Consider the following 20,186-nt stretch of genomic DNA (forward strand, 5'->3'; position numbering starts at 1 on the left):
GCAGACTTGTTTCGATGGCAGTATCAACGCGGGAATCCGCGCCAATAAGTGTTCCACGACATGTTGCCATTATCATGGATGGCAACAATCGTTGGGCTAAGCAGCAGGGCTTGAAATCGTCTGCGGGACACCGAGCCGGTGTTGAAGTGATCCGGCCCTTATTAAAGAAAACGCGTGAGCGAGGTGTCGAAATCGTCACCTTGTTTGCGTTTTCTAGTGAGAATTGGCAGCGTCCAACCCTCGAAGTTCAAGCCCTAATGCGGCTGTTTTCAAGTTATCTCGATAGTGAAACCAAGCAGTTACACGCTGACGGTGTGCGAATGCGCTTTATTGGTGAGCGTGACCAGTTCTCTGCTGCATTGCGCAAGCAAATGGATTACAGCGAGCAGTTAACCCGCTTTAATCGTGAAACGCAGTTGGTGATTGCAGTCGATTATGGTGGCCAGTGGGATATTGTGAGCGCTGCTAAAGCACTAGCTGAAAAAGTTAAGGCGGGGGAGCTGGCTACTGATGAATTCAGTGTTGAACTCTTCGATAGACACCTCGCGCTTGCTGACGTACCTAAGCCTGATCTTTGTATACGTACCGCAGGCGAGCAGCGTATCAGCAATTTCTTGTTATGGCAGCTGGCGTACAGCGAGCTATATTTCACCGATTGTTTTTGGCCTGATTTTGACGCACAAGAGTTAGATAAAGCCCTTGCCGCTTACGCACAAAGAGATAGGCGATTTGGTGGCAGAGATAGTGATAATAACGAAGAAGCTCCGGAGTAGGGGAATGAGTTTATGCTAAAGCAGCGGATCATCACCGCAGTGTTGATCGTTGTCGCGTTGTTGGCTTCTTTGGCATTCTTGCCATTGATGGGGTTGTCCGTGTTATTTGCCCTGATTGTGTTGCTGGCAGCCTGGGAATGGTCTGATCTTAGTGGCTTATCTTCCCGCGTGTCACGTTTCTCGTATGTTGTGGTGTGCGGCGCCTTAATGTTGGCTGCGGCATGGCAGGCCAGTTTGTTTAGTGACGTTAATAAAGAAGAAGTCAAAAATATTGTTTCAGCCGGCAGCGTGTGGTGGGCGATTGCCCTACTTTGGGTTAAATCGTATCCACAGAGTGCAAGCTTATGGGGTTCTCAGTGGATGAGGGCGTTTATGGGCTTGATGGTGTTGGTGCCCGCTTGGCTAGCCCTCTGTTACATGCGTAGCTTAGACGGTGGTGTGTGGTTAATTCTGGCGGTGGTTGGTCTTGTTGCTTCGGCGGATATTGGTGCCTACTTTGTTGGCCGTGCATTTGGTAAAGCTAAGCTTGCTCCGGCAGTGAGCCCAGGAAAATCATGGGCGGGATTTTGGGGTGGGGTAGCATGTAGTACAGCCCTCTCTGCTCTGCTGTGGTTTGTATTAGCGCGCTTGGCACCTGCAGCAATTCCGACGGGCTTACTGCCCTTGCTTTGTTTAGTTACCATCACCGTATTAGCTTCAGTGCTTGGGGATCTGCTGGAAAGTATGGTTAAGCGTCATCGGGGAATAAAAGATAGCGGACAGTTGTTGCCCGGTCACGGCGGCATTATGGATCGAGTGGATAGTATTACCGCTGCCGCCCCAGTGTTTGCATTAGGCTTGATTGCAACGGGATGGGTGTGATGCAGTCTGTTGCAGTGCTGGGCTCTACCGGCTCTATCGGCGTTAGTACCCTCGATGTACTGGCGAGGCATCCTGAACGTTATAGCGTTTACGCCTTAACCGCTAATCGCAGTTTGGATGCGTTATTCCAGCAGGTTGAAATGTTTTCACCTCACTTTGCCGTTGTCGCTGATACGAGTTTAGCGTCTAAATTTTCTGAGCGGATTGCGGAGGCGGGCTTATCAACTGAAGTGCTTAGTGGCGAGGAAGGACTTTGCAGGGTTGCTAGCCAAGCCGATGTGACGATGGCGGCAATAGTTGGTGCAGCAGGGTTGATGCCAACTATGGCAGCAGTAGAGGCTGGGAAAAAGGTTTTGTTAGCAAATAAAGAAGCGCTAGTCATGGCCGGCCCTCTCTTTATGGAGGCCGTTCAGCGTTATGGGGCAACCTTGCTGCCAATTGATAGCGAGCACAATGCTATTTTTCAGTGTTTGCCCGCGGCAGGTCAAGCAGCTGAAAAGGTTGGTCTCGCCTCAAAAGGTGTGCAGCGTATTTTGTTAACCGGCTCGGGCGGACCCTTTCGTGCCACGCCGTTAGCAGAACTGGCCGAAGTAACACCTGATCAAGCTTGTGCCCACCCTAATTGGTCTATGGGTCGGAAAATTTCAGTTGATTCAGCGACTATGATGAACAAAGGCTTAGAGTTAATTGAGGCCTGTTGGTTATTTCATACAGATGCTGCGAATATTGATATTATTGTTCATCCGCAGAGTGTTATTCACTCGATGGTTGAGTATATTGACGGCTCGGTATTGGCGCAGCTTGGAAATCCAGATATGCGTACACCCATCGCTCATGCATTGGCTTGGCCAGAGCGCATTGCGTCCGGTGTTGCGGGATTAGATATTATTACTCAAGCTCGCTTGGATTTTGAAGCTCCCGACGAAGTGCGCTTTCCGTGTTTACGATTGGCGCGGGAGGCGGCATTAAGAGCTGGAACGGCGCCGGCTGTCTTAAATGCGGCTAATGAGGTGGCTGTTGATGCATTCCTCAATGGTCACTTAAGTTTTGTTAGTATACCGGTGGTGATTGAAGAGGTAATGGGGCAGGTAGAAATTGTTGAACCCCATTCACTCCGCGATGTCCAAAATGCGGATCAGCAATCTCGCGCTTGTGCGATGGATATTATTGCTAAAAAATTTACTTAAGTAATTGATAAATAGAAACTTGGATATGGCCTATTTTATAGGTCGTGGTGCGCGATAGGGCGAAAAACTTGCTAGATATACTGCAAACTATTTTTGTGACACTGCTAACCTTAGCTATTTTGGTTGCGGTGCATGAGTTCGGCCATTTTTGGGTGGCACGACGTTGTGGCGTAAAGGTTTTACGTTTCTCCGTTGGCTTTGGTAAGCCCCTTCTATCGTGGTCTGACCGCAGCGGGACCGAATATGTGGTAGCGGGAATTCCGCTTGGTGGTTATGTAAAGATGCTCGATGAGCGTGAAGGCCCCGTTCCTGACGACTTGCTGGATCAAGCTTTTAATCGTGCTTCGCCCCGATCACGTATTGCCATTGCTGCCGCTGGTCCTTTGGCAAATTTTCTCCTAGCCATTTTTGTTTATTGGCTTGTGTTTTTGAATGGCGTTAGTGGTGTCGCCCCCGTGGTTGCTAAAGTTGAGCCGAACTCTTTAGCTGAGCAGGCTGGCATTGTAGCTGGGCAAGAGTTTTTATCGGTTGATGGTGAAGCCACCCCGACATGGGAGGCATTGCAGCTTCAGCTTTTGGATCGTATTGGGGAAGACGGCGAAGTTCGGATTTCAATGCGCTCCTTAGATTCTGATTTAGTAACTGAAAATGTTGTGGCTCTGAAGGAATGGATGCACGATGTTGAAGAGCCAAACCCCGTTCGTGAATTAGGGGTCACCTTATTTGTGCCAGAAGTTGTGCCGCGTATTGAGACAGTGGTAGCAGGTAGTCCCGCAGAGCGAGCGGGTATGCAAGCCGGTGATTTGGTGGTTGAAGCCAATGGTGAGCCAGTTCGGACTTGGCAAGAGTGGGTTGAGCAAGTGCGGGAGTTGCCGGAACAGTCGCTACCGATTGTTATCGAGCGTGATAAACAGCGTATAATTCTTACAGTTACTCCTGAACGAAAGCTAGACGACAGCAATCATGCGTATGGATATGTTGGAGTTAGTGTGCAAATGCCAACGTGGCCTGAGTCTATGCAGAGAACGATGACTTATGGCTTTGTTGGTGCCGCAATAGCTGCTGTAGACAAAACCTGGACGATGAGTGCTTTTACCTTATCATCAATAAAAAAGATGCTAATTGGATTGTTGTCGCCGAAAAACTTGAGTGGGCCGATAACCATTGCTAAAGTGGCGAGCTCCTCAGCACAGTACGGCTTTTTTGCTTGGTTAACCTTTTTAGCATTGTTGAGCATCAGTCTTGCGGTTTTAAATTTGTTGCCGGTTCCCGTATTAGATGGCGGGCATATTGTCTACGCTCTTGTAGAGTGGTTGACAGGTAAGCCTGTGGCAGAGCAGGTTCAAGTCTGGGCTAATCAGCTGGGCTTAGTATTAGTAGTATTTGTAATGGTTTTTGCTATATATAACGATGTGTTGCGCCTTTAGTCTTTTTTGATAATGCAATGCTTTTAATCTTACACAGTGGCGGCGTCAGTTTAATATGGCGTAAGCCCAAAGCCTTGGTTTTTAGCTGTTGATGATACGCTTTTTTGCATTTGGTTTTTTCCTGTGGTCAGTGAGCTTGCTTGCTGCGGCCCAAAATTCACTGCCGATTTCTGATGTGCGCATAGAAGGTTTACAGCGTATATCGTCGGAAACGGTGTTTTCCGCTTTACCAATAAGTATTGGTGATAGGGTTAGTAGTCGCACAGTAGCTAATGCGTCTAGAGCTTTATTTGGCACGGGAAATTTCGATGACATCCAAATTGGTATGGATGGCGATGTTCTCGTTGTAAAAGTGGTTGAGCGCCCCGCAATTAGCACAATTAACCTTGAGGGTAATAAAGCGCTGGCTACTGAAGCACTTCTGGATGGCTTAAAGAATTCCGGTTTGGCCGAAGGCCAAGTGTTTAAGCGCTCTACGCTTGATGGTATGAAAATGGAGCTGGTTCGTCAGTATGTGTCGCAAGGTCGATATGACGCGAGTATCGAGACCGATGTAGTGGCTGAGCCCCGCAACCGAGTGTCTATTAGTATCAACATTGATGAAGGTAGCAATGCCACGATTGAGCACATCAATATTGTTGGTAATAACGTTTACGATGATGAAACGCTATTAGATTTATTCGAATTAAAGACCGGTGGTTTATTTTCCTTTTTTAGTAGTAGTAATAAATACTCTCGAGAAAAACTGAAGGGTGATCTTGAGAAATTGAATTCTTATTACTTGGATCGTGGTTATTTGTTGTTTAATTCAGACTCTGTGCAAGTGGCTATCAGTCCTAACCGACAATCGGTTTATATCACTGTAAATGTGATAGAGGGTGATAAATACACGGTCAGTAGCGCAGAACTTTCAGGTGATCTAGTATTGCCAGAAAATGATCTAAAGCGATTTGTGTTAGTGCGTGAGGGACAAGTTTTCTCTCAGGCCTTGGTAACCAGCACGGAAGAGTTTATTACTAAGCGCCTGGGTAATGAAGGCTATAACTTTGCCAAAGTTCGCGGAATTCCTGAGACCAATGAAGAAGATAAGTCAGTTGATTTGAAATTCTTTATAGACCCAGGTAAGCGTACCTATGTTCGTCGTATCGATTTTGAAGGAAATGCAAGAACCTCGGATGAAGTATTGCGTCGTGAAATGCGCCAAATCGAAAGTGCGCCAGCGTCGGCGGATAAAATCGAATTATCACGTATTCGTTTAGAGCGTTTAGGTTATTTTAAAGAAGCAAAAGTCGATACCTTAGAGGTACCGGGTACTGATGATTTAATTGATTTGCGTTATACCGTTGAAGAACAGAGCTCAGGTAGTTTGGGAGCGAGCATCGGCTTTTCCCAAGACAGTGGTTTATTGTTGAGCACCAACATTCAACAAAATAACTTTTTTGGTACGGGGAAGCAGGTTGGATTTGGTATTTCGCGCAGTGATTTCGCTAGCAGTGCCAGTTTCAATTATTCTGATCCTTATTTTACTGAAGATGGTGTTAGTCGCGGTTTTAATGTGTATTACCGTACTACCGACTATGAAGAAATCAACGTCGCGAGCTATACCACTGATAGCTATGGTGCGGCTGTGACATTTGGTTATCCGATCTCCGAAACAGAGCGTTTGGGCTTTAATATCGGTTTCAACCGGACATTAATTGATGCAGGTGTGAGTGCGGTCAAGGAAATTAAAAGCAGTCCGCGCTTACTAGATATTATCGACAATTATTTTGTTAGCCAGCTAGATTCAAGCACGGGAACTTATAACGTAGCTGAGGTGCTAGAGGATCTTGATAACTTACCCGCGAGTGCTTTGACTGACCCCGGCGAAGAAGGGTTCTTGGATAAATACGGTGAAGAGTTTAATAACTTCACTGCAGGAATTTCATGGCGCCAATCTACTTTGAACAGAGGCTTACTCGCTACTCGGGGGGTATCCCAGTCTGTCTCACTAGAAGTGGCGGTTCCAGGCTCTGATTTAGAATACTTTAAATTAGGTTATGAAGGTCAGGTCTATGTTCCTGTTTCTAATAGCTTTACGCTTCGGTTTAGAACACAGTTAGGCTACGGTGACGGTTACGGCGAGCTTGAAAATTTGCCCTTCTATCAAAATTTTTATGCTGGTGGCTTCGGCTCTGTCAGAGGGTATAAGAGTAATACACTCGGTCCGCGAAGCACGTATGCTGATATTTATAGCATCAGCCAAGCGGCAACGGCGATTGATTCTTCGGGCAACGCTTTGGCTTTATCGGCAGAAGGCGCTTACGTTTTAGACCCCTCAACCGGTTTATTGGTTGTTGATAGCGCGAATACCTATAGCAATGACCCTGATCCGTTTGGTGGTAATGTACTGATTGAAGGTAGTATGGAATTGTTATTCCCTCTGCCTTTTGTCAAAGATCAACGATCTGTCCGCAGTGGTTTCTTTTTTGATGTCGGTAACGTTTTTAGTACCCAGTGTGGAGAAAGTCAGCTAAATTGCTCAACGCCAGATTTCTCTAGTTTGCGTATGTCTGCTGGTGTTGGTGCAACGTGGATTACCGGCTTTGGTCCGCTTACCTTTAGTTTGGGGCGTGCTCTAAATGCTGAGAAAATTGATGAAACTGAAATATTTCAGTTTTCCTTGGGGCGTACTTTTTAAGGCGTGATTTTAGTAACGTAGTGTAGAAACACAATAAATAATCAGTAGGAGTTGTATATGAAGTTTTCCAAATTGATCGCCGCGGCAGTCATGGTGTTTTGGGTTTGTGGTGCATCAGCGGAAGGTCGGATTGCGGTGTTTGATATTGAGGCTGCCGTTCTTAATACTGACGTGGCTAAAAAGCGGTTAACCGCAATGCGTAATCAAGCTGAATATAAAAAGAACGTCTCTGAGTTGGAAGCACTTAAGAAAAATTACGATAAACAAGTTGAACAGTTCCAACGTGATTTTGATATTTTGAGTGCAGAGCAGCGTCAAGCGACAAAGAATAAAATAGACACAGCTCGTGATGATGGTGAACATCTTGCGCGTAAAATTGAAGCGGCGAATCAGCAAGAAGCGCAGTCTATTTTGCAAGAACTGGGGCCAAAGCTTCAAAAACTCTTGCCGGACTTAATCAAAGCTGAAAATATTGGTTTGTTGCTACCGCGCAAGCAGGTTCTCCATGCTGATGCGAGTTTTGATATTACTGCCAAAGTTGCAGACAAGCTAAATCAAGCTAAGTAATGTCTGGGCGAAAAACGTATAGCCTGGTTGAAATTGCGGCTGCTCTAGGGATCGAATATAGAGGGCAGCCGGATACGCAGCTCAGGGGAATAGCATCGCTGGGTTTGGCTGGCCCAGAGCATTTGAGTTTTTTGTCGAACATTAAGTATAAGCCCTTTCTTGATAACACATTAGCTGGTGCCGTTATCCTCCACCCTGATCTTGCGGTGGGCTTTACGGGCAATTGTTTGTTATCTGAAAATCCGTATTTAATGTATGCGCGCACAAGCGCAATATTTGATTCTACCTTGAAACCGCGGGCTGGGGTGCACCCTACCGCTGTAGTCGTTTCTGAATATATCCATGATTCAGTATCGATAGGGGCAAATTGTGTTATTGAAGAAGATGTGACCATTGGCGAGGGCAGTGTCATTGCGCCGGGTGTTGTTGTTGGTCGCAATAGTCGAATCGGTAAAAACTGTTATATCCATGCCAATGTTACGCTCTATCATAATATCAGTGTCGGTGATGAGTGCATAATTCATTCTGGTGTGGTATTGGGTGCTGATGGCTTTGGTTTTGCTCCTGGGCCGAGCCGATGGGAAAAAATTCACCAGCTTGGTGGTGTGCAAATTGGTTCTCAGGTTGAGATTGGCGCTAACTCTTGTGTCGACCGAGGTGCGCTCGAAGATACAGTGATTGGCAATAATGTCATTCTGGATGATCAAATTATGATTGGTCATAATGTTATTGTGGGCGACGGAACAGCTATGGCTGCAGGCTGCCAAATAGCAGGCAGTGCAGTTATTGGTAAAAACTGTACTTTGGCAGGTAATGTTGGGGTAGTCGGGCATATCACAATCGCGGATAATGTTCATATTACCGCACGATGTTTGGTCAGTAAGTCCATTCTACAAGTAGGTTCATATTCAGGAACGATTGGTGTGTCAGCGTCTACTGAGTGGCGAAAAAACGCTGCGCGCTTTAGAAAGCTCGATGAGCTATATCGGCGTGTTGCATTGTTAGAAAAACAATTGAAGTTAAATGATGAAAGTGAAGGCTGAGACATGTTAATGGATTTAAATGAAATTAAGGAATACCTGCCGCAACGCTTCCCGTTTTTATTGGTTGATCGCGTCTTAGAGTTGAACCTTGGCGAGTCTATTGTCGCGCTTAAAAATGTAACAGGAAATGAAGATCACTTTAATGGTCATTTTCCTGATTTACCCATTATGCCCGGTGTTTTGATTATTGAGGCAATGGCACAGGCTGCGGGTATTTTGGGTTTTAAAACTTTGGACAAGAAACCTTCAGAGGGCTCTATCTATATGTTCGCTGGTGTGGATAAAGCACGATTTAAGCGGCCGGTAGTTCCTGGAGATCAGCTGATTTTGAAGGCGCAGTATGTGTCAGATAAAAAGGGGCTGTGGAAGTTTGATTGTCAGGCACTTGTCGATGATAAATTAGCTTGTTCAGCAACAATTTTGTGCATCGATCGGCCACGTTAATAGTGATACAGAATATTCACCCAACAGCTGAAGTTGACCCGCGAGCGATCGTCGATCCTAGCGCGGTGATTGGTGCCGGCGTGAAAGTGGGGCCTTGGACTATAATAGGTGCGGGTGTTGAGGTTGGGGATGACTGTGATATTCGTTCGCATGTTGTCCTAAAAGGTCCAACAAAACTCGGTAAAAAAAATACCATTTATCAGTTTTCTACAGTTGGCGACGATACACCCGATTTAAAGTATCAAGGTGAGCCGACCGAACTCATTATTGGTGATGAAAATATCATTCGTGAAGGCGTAACGATTCATAGAGGAACCGTTCAAGACCTCGGGAAAACAGTAATTGGCAATAAAAATCTTCTCATGGCATACGTGCATGTTGGTCATGATTCAGTTATCGGTAATAACTGTATTTTGGTTAACAATGCGTCTTTAGCTGGCCATGTGATTGTGGGTGACTGGGTGATTTTGAGTGGGTTTACCTTGGTGCATCAGTTTTGTCATATTGGTGCTCATAGCTTTGCGGGTTTTGGCTGTGCTATCAGTAAAGATGTTCCTGCGTATATCACGGTGAGTGGTACACCCGCAGAAGCGAAAACGATCAATAGTGAAGGGCTAAAGCGAAGAGGTTTTAGTCCTGAATGCATTGCGGCTATTCGCCGTAGCTACAAAGTAATTTATCGCCAGAATAATACTGTGGAACAAGCATTGGCAGCGTTGGCGCCAATTATTAAAGATTTTCCAGAAGTACAATTGCTGGCAGACTCATTGAAACAATCTCAGCGCGGTATTGTGCGTTAATCTCGTGCCATTCGGCTGCGAAAAATGGCTATTCTATGACTGTTTTACGAATCGGTATTATCGCTGGAGAAGCATCTGGCGATATTTTGGGCGCTGATTTAATTCGCTCAATTAAGCAACAATATCCTGATGTTGTTTTTGAGGGAATTGGTGGGCCGTTGATGATTGAGCAGGGGTGTCGGAGCCTCTGTGATATGGATCGATTGTCGGTAATGGGGATTGTTGAGCCTCTCAAGCGTTTACCGGAGCTGCTTCGACTTAGACGGATGCTTAAGTCGCATTTTCTTAATTGGCAGCCAGCAATTGTTATTGGTATTGATTCTCCAGATTTTAATTTAAATATTGAGTTATTTCTTCGTCAGCGGGGCATTAAAACCTTACATTATGTGAGCCCTTCTGTTTGGGCTTGGCGGCAGGGGCGGGTGAAAAAAATCGCCAAAGCTGTTGATCATATGCTGACCTTATTTCCTTTTGAGGAGCATTTCTATCAGGAACATGGGGTACCCGTGACCTGTGTTGGTCATCCTTTGGCGGATCAAATTTCGCTAAGTGATCAGCGTATAGCGGCAAGAGAGAGCCTCGAAGTCGATGACGGTCACCCAGTGCTAGCCATTTTGCCTGGTAGTCGAGCAGGGGAAGTAACGCAGCTAATCGAACCCTTTTTGAATACTGCACAATGGTTGCGTCGTATTCAGCCGAATATTGAGTTTCTTATTCCTGCGGCAAATATGGCCCGTAAGCATCAAATTTTAACAGCCATAGCGACATTATCTCGCGATCTACCAGTCCGGGTTGTGCTAGGACAATCTCGTCAAGTAATGGCCGCGTCAGACGTTGTGTTAATGGCATCAGGTACTACCAGTTTAGAAGCGTTGCTACTGCAACGCCCAATGGTGGTTGCCTATCGATTTGGAAAATGGTCATACAAACTGTTTTCTCGATTGGTAAAAACGCCTTTTTTCTCGTTGCCTAATTTACTAGCGCAGCGCGCATTAGTTCCTGAATTACTGCAAGACGAAGTTTGTGCGGAGGTTATTGGACCGCTGTTACTGGAACAGTTGAATAATGCTAACCACCGTGATGCTTTAATCGCTGATTTTCAAACCATTCATAAGCAGTTAGCCCGTGGTGCTAGCGATCGCGCGGCTGATGTTGTGCTACGTTGCGCGGGAGTAACAAATGACGGAAATTAATGACTTATTTGCCGAGTTTGACGTTCCTGTATTGACGGCGGGTGTTGATGAAGTTGGTCGAGGTCCGCTTTGTGGGGATGTTGTGACAGCGGCGGTTATTCTGGATCCAGATCAGCCAATTCTGGGGTTGAATGACTCAAAAAAGTTAACCGAGAAACGACGTGAGGCGCTGTATTCAGAGATTGAAAATAAAGCGTTAAGCTTTTGTATTGCTCGCGCATCCGTGGCTGAGATTGATGAATTAAATATTTTACAAGCTAGCTTGTTGGCCATGCATAGGGCGGTTGCTGGTTTGGCGATACAGCCAGAATATGTATTAGTTGATGGCAATCGTGTACCGAATTGGCCCTATAAGGCTGAGGCCGTTGTAAAAGGTGATAGCCGAGTTCCTGCTATTGCTGCTGCATCTATTCTCGCAAAGGTGACGCGTGATCGTGAGATGGCCGAAATGGATAAAATATACCCCGGCTATGGTATGGCTGGTCATAAAGGCTATCCAACCAAAGTGCATTTGGAAGCTCTGAAGTCACTGGGTGTCACACCGATTCACCGCCGTAGCTATGCACCTGTTCGCGCGGTTCTTGAGGCGGGTCAGTAATGATATCCGATCAATTTGTTCATCTGCGGGTGCATTCAGAATATTCATTAGTTGATGGCTTGGTTCGAGTTAAAGAACTGGCAAAACGTGTAGCTAGTTTGAATATGCCTGCCGTGGCTTTAACAGATCTCAATAATTTTTACGCCTTGATTAAATTTCAAAAAGCGGCGATTGCTGCGGGTGTAAAGCCAATCTTTGGCAGTGATTTGTTGGTTCGAGATGATGAGGACCCCGATCAGACAAGCATTCTTTGTTTACTTGCACAGAACCAAACTGGCTATCGTAACTTGACTGAATTAATGTCAAGGGCTTATTTGGAAGGTCAGTATCAAGGTCGCGCCTATGTTAATCGAAGTTGGATAGAGCAAGCCAGTGAGGGGCTTATTGCCCTTTCTGGTGGTCGTGAGGGTGATGTAGGTCAACTTCTTTTGGCCGGGAAAAATGATGCAGCTGCAGCGAGCCTGGATCGTTGGCTTAAGGCTTTTCCTGATCGCTATTACTTAGAGTTGCAGCGAACTGGACGACAGAACGAAGATGATTACTTGCACTCGGCCATTATCTTGGCTGAGGAGGCCAACTGTCCCGTGGTCGCGACTAATGATGTGAGGTTTTTAGATTCTAGCGAATTTGATGCTCACGAAGCGCGCGTTTGTATCCGCGAAGGTCGTGTGCTCGATGACCCGCGACGGCCGCGAAATTATAGTGATCAGCAGTGTTTGCGCAGCGCGGAAGACATGCAGTTACTGTTTTCTGACATACCGGAGGCATTGCAAAATACTGTTGAGATTGCCAAGCGTTGTAATTTAACCATTCAACTAGGTACTTATTATTTACCGGAATACCCAATTCCAGAAGGGCTAACGCAAGAAGATTTTTTTAGAAAGCTTTGCCACAAAGGCTTGGATGAGCGTTTAGAGTTTCTTTTTGATAGTGGTGCGCCTGAGTTTACGGCTTATCAAAAAGAGTATCAAGATAGGTTGGACTTTGAGCTAAACGTTATTCTTCAAATGGGTTTTCCCGGCTATTTCTTGATCGTTATGGATTTTATTCAATGGGCCAAGGATCATGATATTCCCGTCGGCCCCGGGCGGGGTTCTGGTGCTGGGTCTTTGGTGGCCTATGCCTTAAAAATTACTGATCTTGACCCTATACAATACGATTTACTTTTCGAGCGATTTTTGAATCCTGAGCGGGTATCTATGCCGGATTTTGATGTCGACTTTTGTATGGATGGGCGTGATCGGGTTATTAATTATGTTGCTGATAACTATGGTCGAGATGCGGTAAGTCAAATAATCACCTTTGGCACCATGGCGGCGAAGGCGGTTGTACGGGATGTAGCTCGGGTGCAAGGCAAGGCATATGGCCTTGCTGATAAGCTGTCGAAAATGATTCCCTTTGAAGTTGGTATGACCCTGTCTAAAGCACATGAACAAGAAGAGGTGCTGAGGGAGTTTCTAAGCAATGATGAGTCTGCGCATGAAATTTGGGAGATGGCGGTACAGCTAGAGGGTGTTGTTCGCGGTGTTGGTAAGCATGCCGGTGGTGTGGTTATTGCCCCTTCGAAACTTACAGACTTTTCTCCGCTGTATTGTGATGATACTGGGGGAGGCTTAGTTACTCAATTCGATAAAAATGATGTTGAAGATGCTGGGCTAGTTAAGTTTGACTTCTTAGGGCTTCGAACCTTAACAATTATCGATTGGGCATTAAGAATTATTAATGCGCAGCGGGCTAAGTTAGGCGAAGATCCCTTGGATATCATGGCTATTCCTCTGCAGGATAGGCCAACCTTCGATTTGCTAAAAAGGGCAGAAACGACGGCGGTATTTCAACTTGAATCCCGGGGTATGAAGGATTTAATTAAGCGCCTGCTGCCAGACTGCTTTGAAGATATTATTGCATTGGTGGCCCTGTTTCGTCCCGGCCCGCTGCAATCGGGAATGGTTGATGACTTTATCAATCGTAAACATGGCAGGGCAGAGCTAGCTTACCCTCACCCTCAATACCAGCACGATTGCCTTAAGCCTGTATTAGGACCAACTTACGGTATTATTTTGTACCAAGAACAGGTTATGCAGATCGCTCAAGAAATGGGTGGCTATACCCTTGGCGGCGCAGATTTATTGCGTCGGGCAATGGGTAAGAAAAAACCTGAAGAGATGGAAAAGCAGCGGGTACTATTTCAGGCTGGTGCAGTAGAAAAAGGCTTTGCCGAAGATCTAGCTTCCAATATCTTTGATTTGATGGAAAAGTTTGCCGGCTATGGTTTTAATAAATCCCACTCAGCAGCATATGCCTTGGTGTCCTACCAAACAGCTTGGTTAAAAACACATTATCCAGCGCCATTTATGGCGGCGGTAATGAGCTCGGAATTGGACAATACTGACAAAATCGTCATCTTCATTGAAGAATGCCGTGAGATGGCCTTGGATTATAAATTGCCTTCGGTAAACGAAGGTGAGTATATGTTTACGGTCAATGATCGAGGTCAGATTGTTTACGGCTTAGGTGCTATTAAAGGCCTGGGCGAGGGCCCGGTAGAGAATATTATTGCCGCCCGTAACGAGGGCGGCCCCTTTATAAATTTGTTTGAGTTTTGTGAGCGAACTGATCCCCGCAAAGTAAATAAGCGGGCAATAGAGGCGCTTATTCGCTCTGGCGCATTCGATGATTGGGGCGAAGATCGAGCTATTTTGATGGCCGCCATGCCCGAGGCTGTACAAGCCGCAGAGCAGTCGGCAAAAAACACTGAAAGCGGAATGAGTGATTTGTTTGGTGAAACGCTTGCAGTGGTCAGTCGAGATGTTTATGCCCCCTTTAAAAATGTTCGATTGTGGACAAGTAAGGAGCGTTTACATGGTGAAAAAGAGACGCTAGGGCTGTACGTTACAGGGCATCCTATTGACGAATACGAAGCCGAATTACGACGTTTTGTGCCGAAGAAAATTGTTGATCTCAACCCTGAAAAATACCCTCAGACAATTGCTGGGTTAATCATGAGTATGCGTACCATGAAAACCAAGCGTGGGGATACAATGGCCTTTGTGCTATTAGATGACCGGAGTGCCCGAATAGAGGTTGCTTTGTTCAGCGATGCCTATGATGAATGCCGTGATAAGTTAGTGAAGGACGCCGTTATTGTTGTCGAGGGAACATGTTCAAACGATGAGTATAGCGGTGGCAAAAAAATGCGCGTAAAGGCGGTGAGAAGTATTGCCGAAGCCCGAGAGCAGAGCGCAAAAGAGCTTCAGATATCAGTGACGACTAGCACGCTAGAGAATGAGGGTGTAGAGCGTTTAAAAGGAGCGTTATCTGTGGCTAAGGGAGGGCGCTGTCCTGTTGTGATTGACTACAAGCGGGAAGAGGGCAAAGGGCGTATTCACTTGGGTGAGGATTGGAGAATACTGCCAAATGATGAGTTGTTACTGCGATTGCGTGATGAGTGTGGCGCAAATAACGTGGTGATCAATTATGATTAACGTATAATCATGCTAATAAATGGGCCCATTTGTTTTTAATGTATGGGTGTTTCCGGAATTTGACGAGTGAATATTACAGAGCGATGAATCCGAACTTTCTTGATTTTGAACAACCTATTGCCGAGCTGGAAGCCAAAATCGAAGAGCTGCAGCTAGTCGGAAGTGACAACGACCTTAATATTAACGAAGAAATTAGCAAGCTAAGAGAAAAAAGTAGCAAGCTAACCGAAAAGATTTTTTCAAATTTGACGCCGTGGAATGTAGTCAAAATTGCTCGGCATCCGATGAGACCTTATACCCTTGATTATATTCGTCGAATCTTCACCGACTTTGACGAACTTCATGGCGATCGTCATTTTGGTGATGATTCTGCCATTGTTGCAGGTATTGGTAAGCTTAATGATATGCCTGTGATGGTGATTGGTCAGGAAAAAGGTAGGGGTGTTACCGAAAAAGTAAAACGTAATTTTGGTATGCCAAAACCTGAAGGGTATCGTAAAGCGCTGCGGCTGATGGAAATGGCTGAGCGCTACCACCTACCAATTGTAACTCTGATTGATACGCCGGGGGCTTATCCCGGTATTGATAGTGAAGAGCGCGGTATTAGTGAGGCAATTGCTCAAAACTTGGCTGTAATGTCACGTTTGAAAACACCCATTGTCTGTGTCGTAATTGGCGAAGGTAGTTCTGGTGGCGCCTTGGGGATTGGTGTTGGCGATCATATTGCCATGCTTCAATATTCTACCTACTTTGTCATTTCTCCTGAGGGATGTGCGAATATTATTTGGAAAAGTTCTGAGTTTGCACCGGATGCAGCTGAAGCGATGGGGTTGACCTCAACAGTCTTGGAAGAGTTGGGTATTGTTGATGCGACAATTCCAGAGCCACAAGGCGGTGCTCATCGTGATATTGACTTGAGTGCGGCTCGTGTTCGAGACCATATTGCGAGTCAAATTACCCGCTTACAAACCTTGTCGGAAGAAGAGCTGCTCGAAACCCGCTATGCGCGTTTAATGTCTTACGGTGTTAGTTAAAATAGTATAGTGATGTATGTTGGGGCGCGGAGCTTGCTATGACAGAACTGCTGTCCCACATAACTTCTGTATTATCCCCTTTTCTAGGCCGCCGGCATTGGTTGATAGGCTATAGCGGCGGTCTAGACTCTCACGTTTTACTTCATCTTATTTGGCGTATGCGCGAGCAAGCGCATCTAGCTAATAAACCATTTCCAGTGTTATCTGCTATCCATGTGGATCATCAGTTACATAATTGCTCGACGGATTGGGCTGTGCAGTGTGCGGCACAATGTAGCGATTACGGTATCCCTATCGACATTCGCTCGGTTGAGGTAGGATCTGGACGGCAGGGGCTTGAGGCACTTGCCAGAGCTGAGCGATACCGTGTTTTTGAAGAGGTACTAGGTGAAGATGGGGCACTATTATTGGCTCATCATCAAGATGATCAGGCGGAAACGTTTTTATTGCGCTTGATGCGTGGAAGTGGTGTTGCAGGTTTGGCGGCAATGCCCGTAATGCGTGGCTTGGGGCGTGGAATATTGTATCGGCCTTTATTGGATGTCCCTAAAGCTGAGCTTGAACGCTATGCTAGCGTTTATAAGCTTAAGTGGGTTGATGACCCTAGTAATGAAGATGTTCATTATCGACGTAATTTTCTGCGTCATAAGGTGATGCCAGTGTTGGCAGAAGTGTGGCCGGGTTACCGCAGTAAAATTGTTGATGCGGCAGAATTACAATCAGAGGCGGCAGATTTGTTATCTAGCTACCTTAATGATGATATTGATCGACTCAGAGGTGGTGATGGTAGTCTCGACCTCCTTGGCTTGGCTGATTTTGACAGGCTACGGCAGCGAGCGATACTTAGGCATTATGTTTATCTGCACTTCGGTGTGCGTTTAGATAAAGCGCAAAGTGATGAGCTTGTCGATCAGTTTTTGAAATCCAGTCAAGATAGTCAGCCGGTGTTTTCTCTTGGTAAATATCTCACCTTAAGAGCATTTAGTGGGCGCTTGTATTGTGAGCGTGGCACAGGGGGAGAGGTGTTTGATCCCAGTGCAGAGTGGGATTGGGATAGTTTACAAGATTGCCTGGTGGGCGGGGTAGGAAAGCTCAGTGCTGAATCTGGTGGTGATTTTGTGCCTAGAGGTAAAATAACTATAAGATTTCGGCAGGGGGGGGAGCGTTGTCACCTTGCTGGCCACGCCCATAGCAAATCTTTGAAAAAAGTACTTCAAGAGTTGATGGTGCCACCTTGGCAGCGGGAACGGCTACCACTTATATATTGTGGTGGGCAGATTGCGGCGATTGCAGATTTGGCCATTTGTGAAGGCTATAAAGTTAAGCCGGGCGAGTGCGGTATCGCTCTGCGGTGGCGTTGGAATCGCTGACCTAAGCGAAGGCTTCTGTTAGAATGCGCGGCTCCTGAAAAGAGCCCTAATTATGAGTTCGCAGACTTTGAATCCGCAAAATACCTCCGTAAGCCCCTTAGACAATATTCGCATAGTATTGGTAAATACTTCCCATCCTGGAAATATTGGTGCAGTGGCGCGTGCTATGAAGAATATGTGCCTGTCTCAGCTGTATTTGGTAGAACCCAGAAAATACCCTCACGATGAAGCAACTTGGCGTGCCGCCAGTGCAGATGATGTCCTTAACTCTGCTGTAGTTTGTGAAACTTTGGCGGATGCGATATCGGGTTGTCAGCTTGTTATTGGCACAAGTGCGAGAGAAAGGACGGTACCTTGGCCGCTACTGGACCCTCGCCATTGTATGGAGCGTGCGTATACAGAGGCGAACGCGGATCATAAAGTGGCGGTGGTATTTGGCCGGGAAGACCGCGGTTTAACCAATGATGAGTTGCAGCGTTGCAATTTACATGTCCACATCCCAGCCAATCCAGATTACAGTTCTTTGAATATAGCCATGGCGGTCCAGGTTTTGAGCTATGAGTTGCGTATGGCTCAGCTTAGCGGCGAGTTAAGTCACAATGATATGGCGGACTGGGATGTGCCTGTTGCCGGGGCGGAGGATCTCGAGCGATATTTAGTCCATTTAGAAGAGACGTTACGTGATATTAATTTTTTACGGCCAGAAGCGCCTAAGAAGTTGATGACGAGATTACGACGCCTCTATCAGCGCACGCGCCTAGATGAGATGGAGGTCAATATTCTGAGGGGAGTTTTAACGTCGACTCAATATTGGGTGCGCAAGGCTAAGTCAAAAGATGGCGGCAGTGGCGGGGAGTCCTTATAATGCCGCTGCATGGGCGCCCTAAAACCTACTAAAATCATCGGGTATAAAGTTGACCATTTTGCTAGGTTATTGCATAATTAGATTGTGAAAAAACCTAGGTGAGCTTATGCGATTAACGACAAAAGGCCGTTACGCAGTGACAGCTATGTTGGATTTGGCACTGTACGGCGATCGAGGCCCAATTAGCTTGGCAGATGTCTCAGGTCGGCAAGATATTTCCTTGTCGTACTTGGAGCAATTATTTGCAAAGCTTCGGCGCCGAGATTTGGTGTGCAGCATCCGTGGCCCCGGCGGTGGGTACCGGCTTAGCCGATCCAGTGAGACCATTTTTGTCGCTGAGATTATTGACGCGGTTGATGAGCGGGTGGATGCGACAGGTTGCTCGGGTAATAGTGACTGCCAAGATGGGCAGACGTGTTTGACCCATAATTTATGGTCTGACCTGAGTGATCAGATCCATCATTTTTTGAGTGATATTAGCTTGGCAAGTTTAGTCGAGCGACGAGAAGTGCAAAATGTATCGGCGCGTCAACTTCAACGGGCGCGCAACACGCAGTCAATTATTTTAACTGCGGTAGATTAGTGTTTTTTTCCAGCTAAAAGCTGGGAATATGGAGAGAAATGTATGCAATTGCCAATTTATTTGGATTATTCAGCCACAACACCAGTAGACCCTCGTGTTGCCGAGAAGATGATGGCCTGTCTAACGACAGAGGGTGTGTTTGGTAACCCTGCATCGCGTTCTCATTTGTTTGGCTGGAAAGCCGAAGAGGCCGTGGAAAATGCTCGCCGGCAAGTTGCTGATTTATTGCATGCGGATCCTCGTGAAATCGTGTGGACGTCGGGAGCAACCGAATCAAACAATCTTGCCATTAAAGGTGCGGCGCATTTTTATAGTAAAAAAGGTAAGCATGTCATTACCTCTAAAATTGAGCACAAGGCAGTTTTGGATACTTGCCGGCAGCTCGAGCGAGAAGGTTTTGAGGTGACATACTTAGACCCGACTGATAAAGGCCTAATTACTCCCGAGGCGATTGCTGCGGCACTTCGTGATGACACTGTTGTTGTTAGTATCATGCACGCCAATAACGAGATCGGCACAATTAATGATATTGCCGGTATTGGTGAAGTATGTCGTGCTAACGGTGTGGTATTTCATGTTGATGCCGCGCAAACAGCAGGTAAAGTGATTATTGATATGGAGACAATGAAAGTAGATTTGTTGTCCATGTCGGCCCACAAAATGTATGGTCCAAAAGGTGTTGGTGCATTGTATGTGCGCCGTAAGCCACGCATACGTTTAGAGGCACAAATGCATGGTGGCGGGCATGAGCGGGGAATGCGTTCAGGAACGCTGCCAACCCATCAAATTGTTGGGATGGGGGCGGCCTGCGAAATTGCGCGCTTAGAAATGTCTAAAGATGCAGAGCATTCTTTGGCGTTGAGGAATCGTTTTTGGGATGGCTTGAAAGATATTGAGCAAGTTCATATCAACGGAGATTTCGAGCAGCGCCTGCCGGGTAATTTGAATGTTAGTTTAGCCTTCGTTGAAGGTGAGTCCTTGATTATGTCATTAAAGGACTTAGCAGTATCGTCAGGCTCTGCTTGTACTTCTGCTAGTTTGGAGCCTTCATATGTACTGCGTGCGCTTGGTTTAAATGATGAGTTGGCGCATAGCTCTCTGCGTTTTTCTTTTGGCCGTTTTACGACGAATGAAGAAGTAGATTACGCTATTAAACAGGTTCGTGGTGCCGTGGATAAGCTGCGAGAATTGTCGCCGCTTTGGGATATGTATAAAGATGGTATCGACTTAGACAGTATTGAATGGGCAGCGCACTAAATAACTCAATGTAGCGCAAGAG

Annotated in this window: 17 protein-coding genes; all 17 read left to right on the top strand. The window is 46.2% G+C overall.

Annotation, left to right across the window (positions count from 1 at the left end; all coding sequences use genetic code 11):
• Window positions 1-14: 14 nt before the first annotated feature.
• Window positions 15-773, top strand: a complete 759-nt coding sequence (gene uppS / locus AELLOGFF_RS05285; protein ID WP_159267701.1) for a polyprenyl diphosphate synthase — start codon at window positions 15-17, stop codon at window positions 771-773.
• A 12-nt stretch (window positions 774-785) separates the two neighbouring features.
• Window positions 786-1,634 (top strand): phosphatidate cytidylyltransferase, encoded by an 849-nt coding sequence (locus AELLOGFF_RS05290; RefSeq protein ID WP_159267702.1) that lies wholly within the window; start codon window positions 786-788, stop codon window positions 1,632-1,634.
• A complete protein-coding gene (gene ispC, locus AELLOGFF_RS05295) occupies window positions 1,634-2,821 on the top strand; it encodes a 1-deoxy-D-xylulose-5-phosphate reductoisomerase (protein WP_159267703.1) in 1,188 nt (395 codons plus the stop codon). The genes AELLOGFF_RS05290 and ispC overlap by 1 nt, the downstream gene beginning before the upstream one ends.
• Before the next feature lie 68 nt (window positions 2,822-2,889).
• Window positions 2,890-4,248 (top strand): sigma E protease regulator RseP, encoded by a 1,359-nt coding sequence (gene rseP / locus AELLOGFF_RS05300; protein ID WP_159267704.1) that lies wholly within the window; start codon window positions 2,890-2,892, stop codon window positions 4,246-4,248.
• 91 nt (window positions 4,249-4,339) lie between these two features.
• Complete coding sequence (gene bamA / locus AELLOGFF_RS05305) at window positions 4,340-6,928, top strand: outer membrane protein assembly factor BamA (RefSeq protein WP_159267705.1); 2,589 nt, start codon at window positions 4,340-4,342, stop codon at window positions 6,926-6,928.
• 57 nt (window positions 6,929-6,985) lie between these two features.
• A complete protein-coding gene (locus AELLOGFF_RS05310) occupies window positions 6,986-7,495 on the top strand; it encodes an OmpH family outer membrane protein (protein ID WP_159267706.1) in 510 nt (169 codons plus the stop codon).
• Window positions 7,495-8,538 carry a UDP-3-O-(3-hydroxymyristoyl)glucosamine N-acyltransferase gene (gene lpxD, locus AELLOGFF_RS05315; RefSeq protein WP_159267707.1) on the top strand — a complete coding sequence of 348 codons (1,044 nt, stop codon included), beginning with the start codon at window positions 7,495-7,497 and terminating at the stop codon, window positions 8,536-8,538. Before AELLOGFF_RS05310 ends, lpxD begins: the two co-directional genes overlap by 1 nt.
• 3 nt (window positions 8,539-8,541) lie before the next feature.
• On the top strand, window positions 8,542-8,982 hold the full coding sequence (fabZ, locus tag AELLOGFF_RS05320; RefSeq protein ID WP_159267708.1) for a 3-hydroxyacyl-ACP dehydratase FabZ: 441 nt from the start codon (window positions 8,542-8,544) through the stop codon (window positions 8,980-8,982).
• 2 nt (window positions 8,983-8,984) lie between these two features.
• On the top strand, window positions 8,985-9,782 hold the full coding sequence (gene lpxA / locus AELLOGFF_RS05325) for an acyl-ACP--UDP-N-acetylglucosamine O-acyltransferase (RefSeq protein ID WP_235035484.1): 798 nt from the start codon (window positions 8,985-8,987) through the stop codon (window positions 9,780-9,782).
• A gap of 35 nt (window positions 9,783-9,817) precedes the next feature.
• Window positions 9,818-10,975, top strand: coding sequence for a lipid-A-disaccharide synthase (gene lpxB, locus AELLOGFF_RS05330; RefSeq protein WP_159267709.1), 1,158 nt, complete (start codon window positions 9,818-9,820; stop codon window positions 10,973-10,975).
• Window positions 10,962-11,573: a ribonuclease HII gene (gene rnhB, locus AELLOGFF_RS05335; RefSeq protein ID WP_159267710.1), complete on the top strand. Its 612-nt coding sequence runs from the start codon at window positions 10,962-10,964 to the stop codon at window positions 11,571-11,573. The genes lpxB and rnhB overlap by 14 nt, the downstream gene beginning before the upstream one ends.
• Window positions 11,573-15,055, top strand: coding sequence for a DNA polymerase III subunit alpha (dnaE, locus tag AELLOGFF_RS05340; RefSeq protein WP_235035481.1), 3,483 nt, complete (start codon window positions 11,573-11,575; stop codon window positions 15,053-15,055). Before rnhB ends, dnaE begins: the two co-directional genes overlap by 1 nt.
• Window positions 15,056-15,138: 83 nt before the next feature.
• On the top strand, window positions 15,139-16,089 hold the full coding sequence (locus tag AELLOGFF_RS05345) for an acetyl-CoA carboxylase carboxyltransferase subunit alpha (protein ID WP_159267711.1): 951 nt from the start codon (window positions 15,139-15,141) through the stop codon (window positions 16,087-16,089).
• Window positions 16,090-16,127: 38 nt separating this feature from the next.
• The gene (tilS, locus tag AELLOGFF_RS05350; protein ID WP_159267712.1) at window positions 16,128-17,459 is read left to right on the top strand and encodes a tRNA lysidine(34) synthetase TilS; all 1,332 of its coding nucleotides are present in this window, start codon (window positions 16,128-16,130) and stop codon (window positions 17,457-17,459) included.
• A 52-nt stretch (window positions 17,460-17,511) separates the two neighbouring features.
• Window positions 17,512-18,324 carry a tRNA (cytosine(32)/uridine(32)-2'-O)-methyltransferase TrmJ gene (trmJ, locus tag AELLOGFF_RS05355; RefSeq protein ID WP_159267713.1) on the top strand — a complete coding sequence of 271 codons (813 nt, stop codon included), beginning with the start codon at window positions 17,512-17,514 and terminating at the stop codon, window positions 18,322-18,324.
• A gap of 106 nt (window positions 18,325-18,430) precedes the next feature.
• The gene (iscR, locus tag AELLOGFF_RS05360) at window positions 18,431-18,907 is read left to right on the top strand and encodes a Fe-S cluster assembly transcriptional regulator IscR (protein WP_159267714.1); all 477 of its coding nucleotides are present in this window, start codon (window positions 18,431-18,433) and stop codon (window positions 18,905-18,907) included.
• A 42-nt stretch (window positions 18,908-18,949) separates the two neighbouring features.
• Window positions 18,950-20,164, top strand: coding sequence for an IscS subfamily cysteine desulfurase (locus tag AELLOGFF_RS05365; RefSeq protein WP_159267715.1), 1,215 nt, complete (start codon window positions 18,950-18,952; stop codon window positions 20,162-20,164).
• Window positions 20,165-20,186: the final 22 nt, after the last annotated feature.

The sequence above is a fragment of the Zhongshania aliphaticivorans genome (assembly GCF_902705875.1).
In the GTDB taxonomy this organism is placed as follows: Bacteria; Pseudomonadota; Gammaproteobacteria; order Pseudomonadales; family Spongiibacteraceae; genus Spongiibacter; species Spongiibacter aliphaticivorans_A.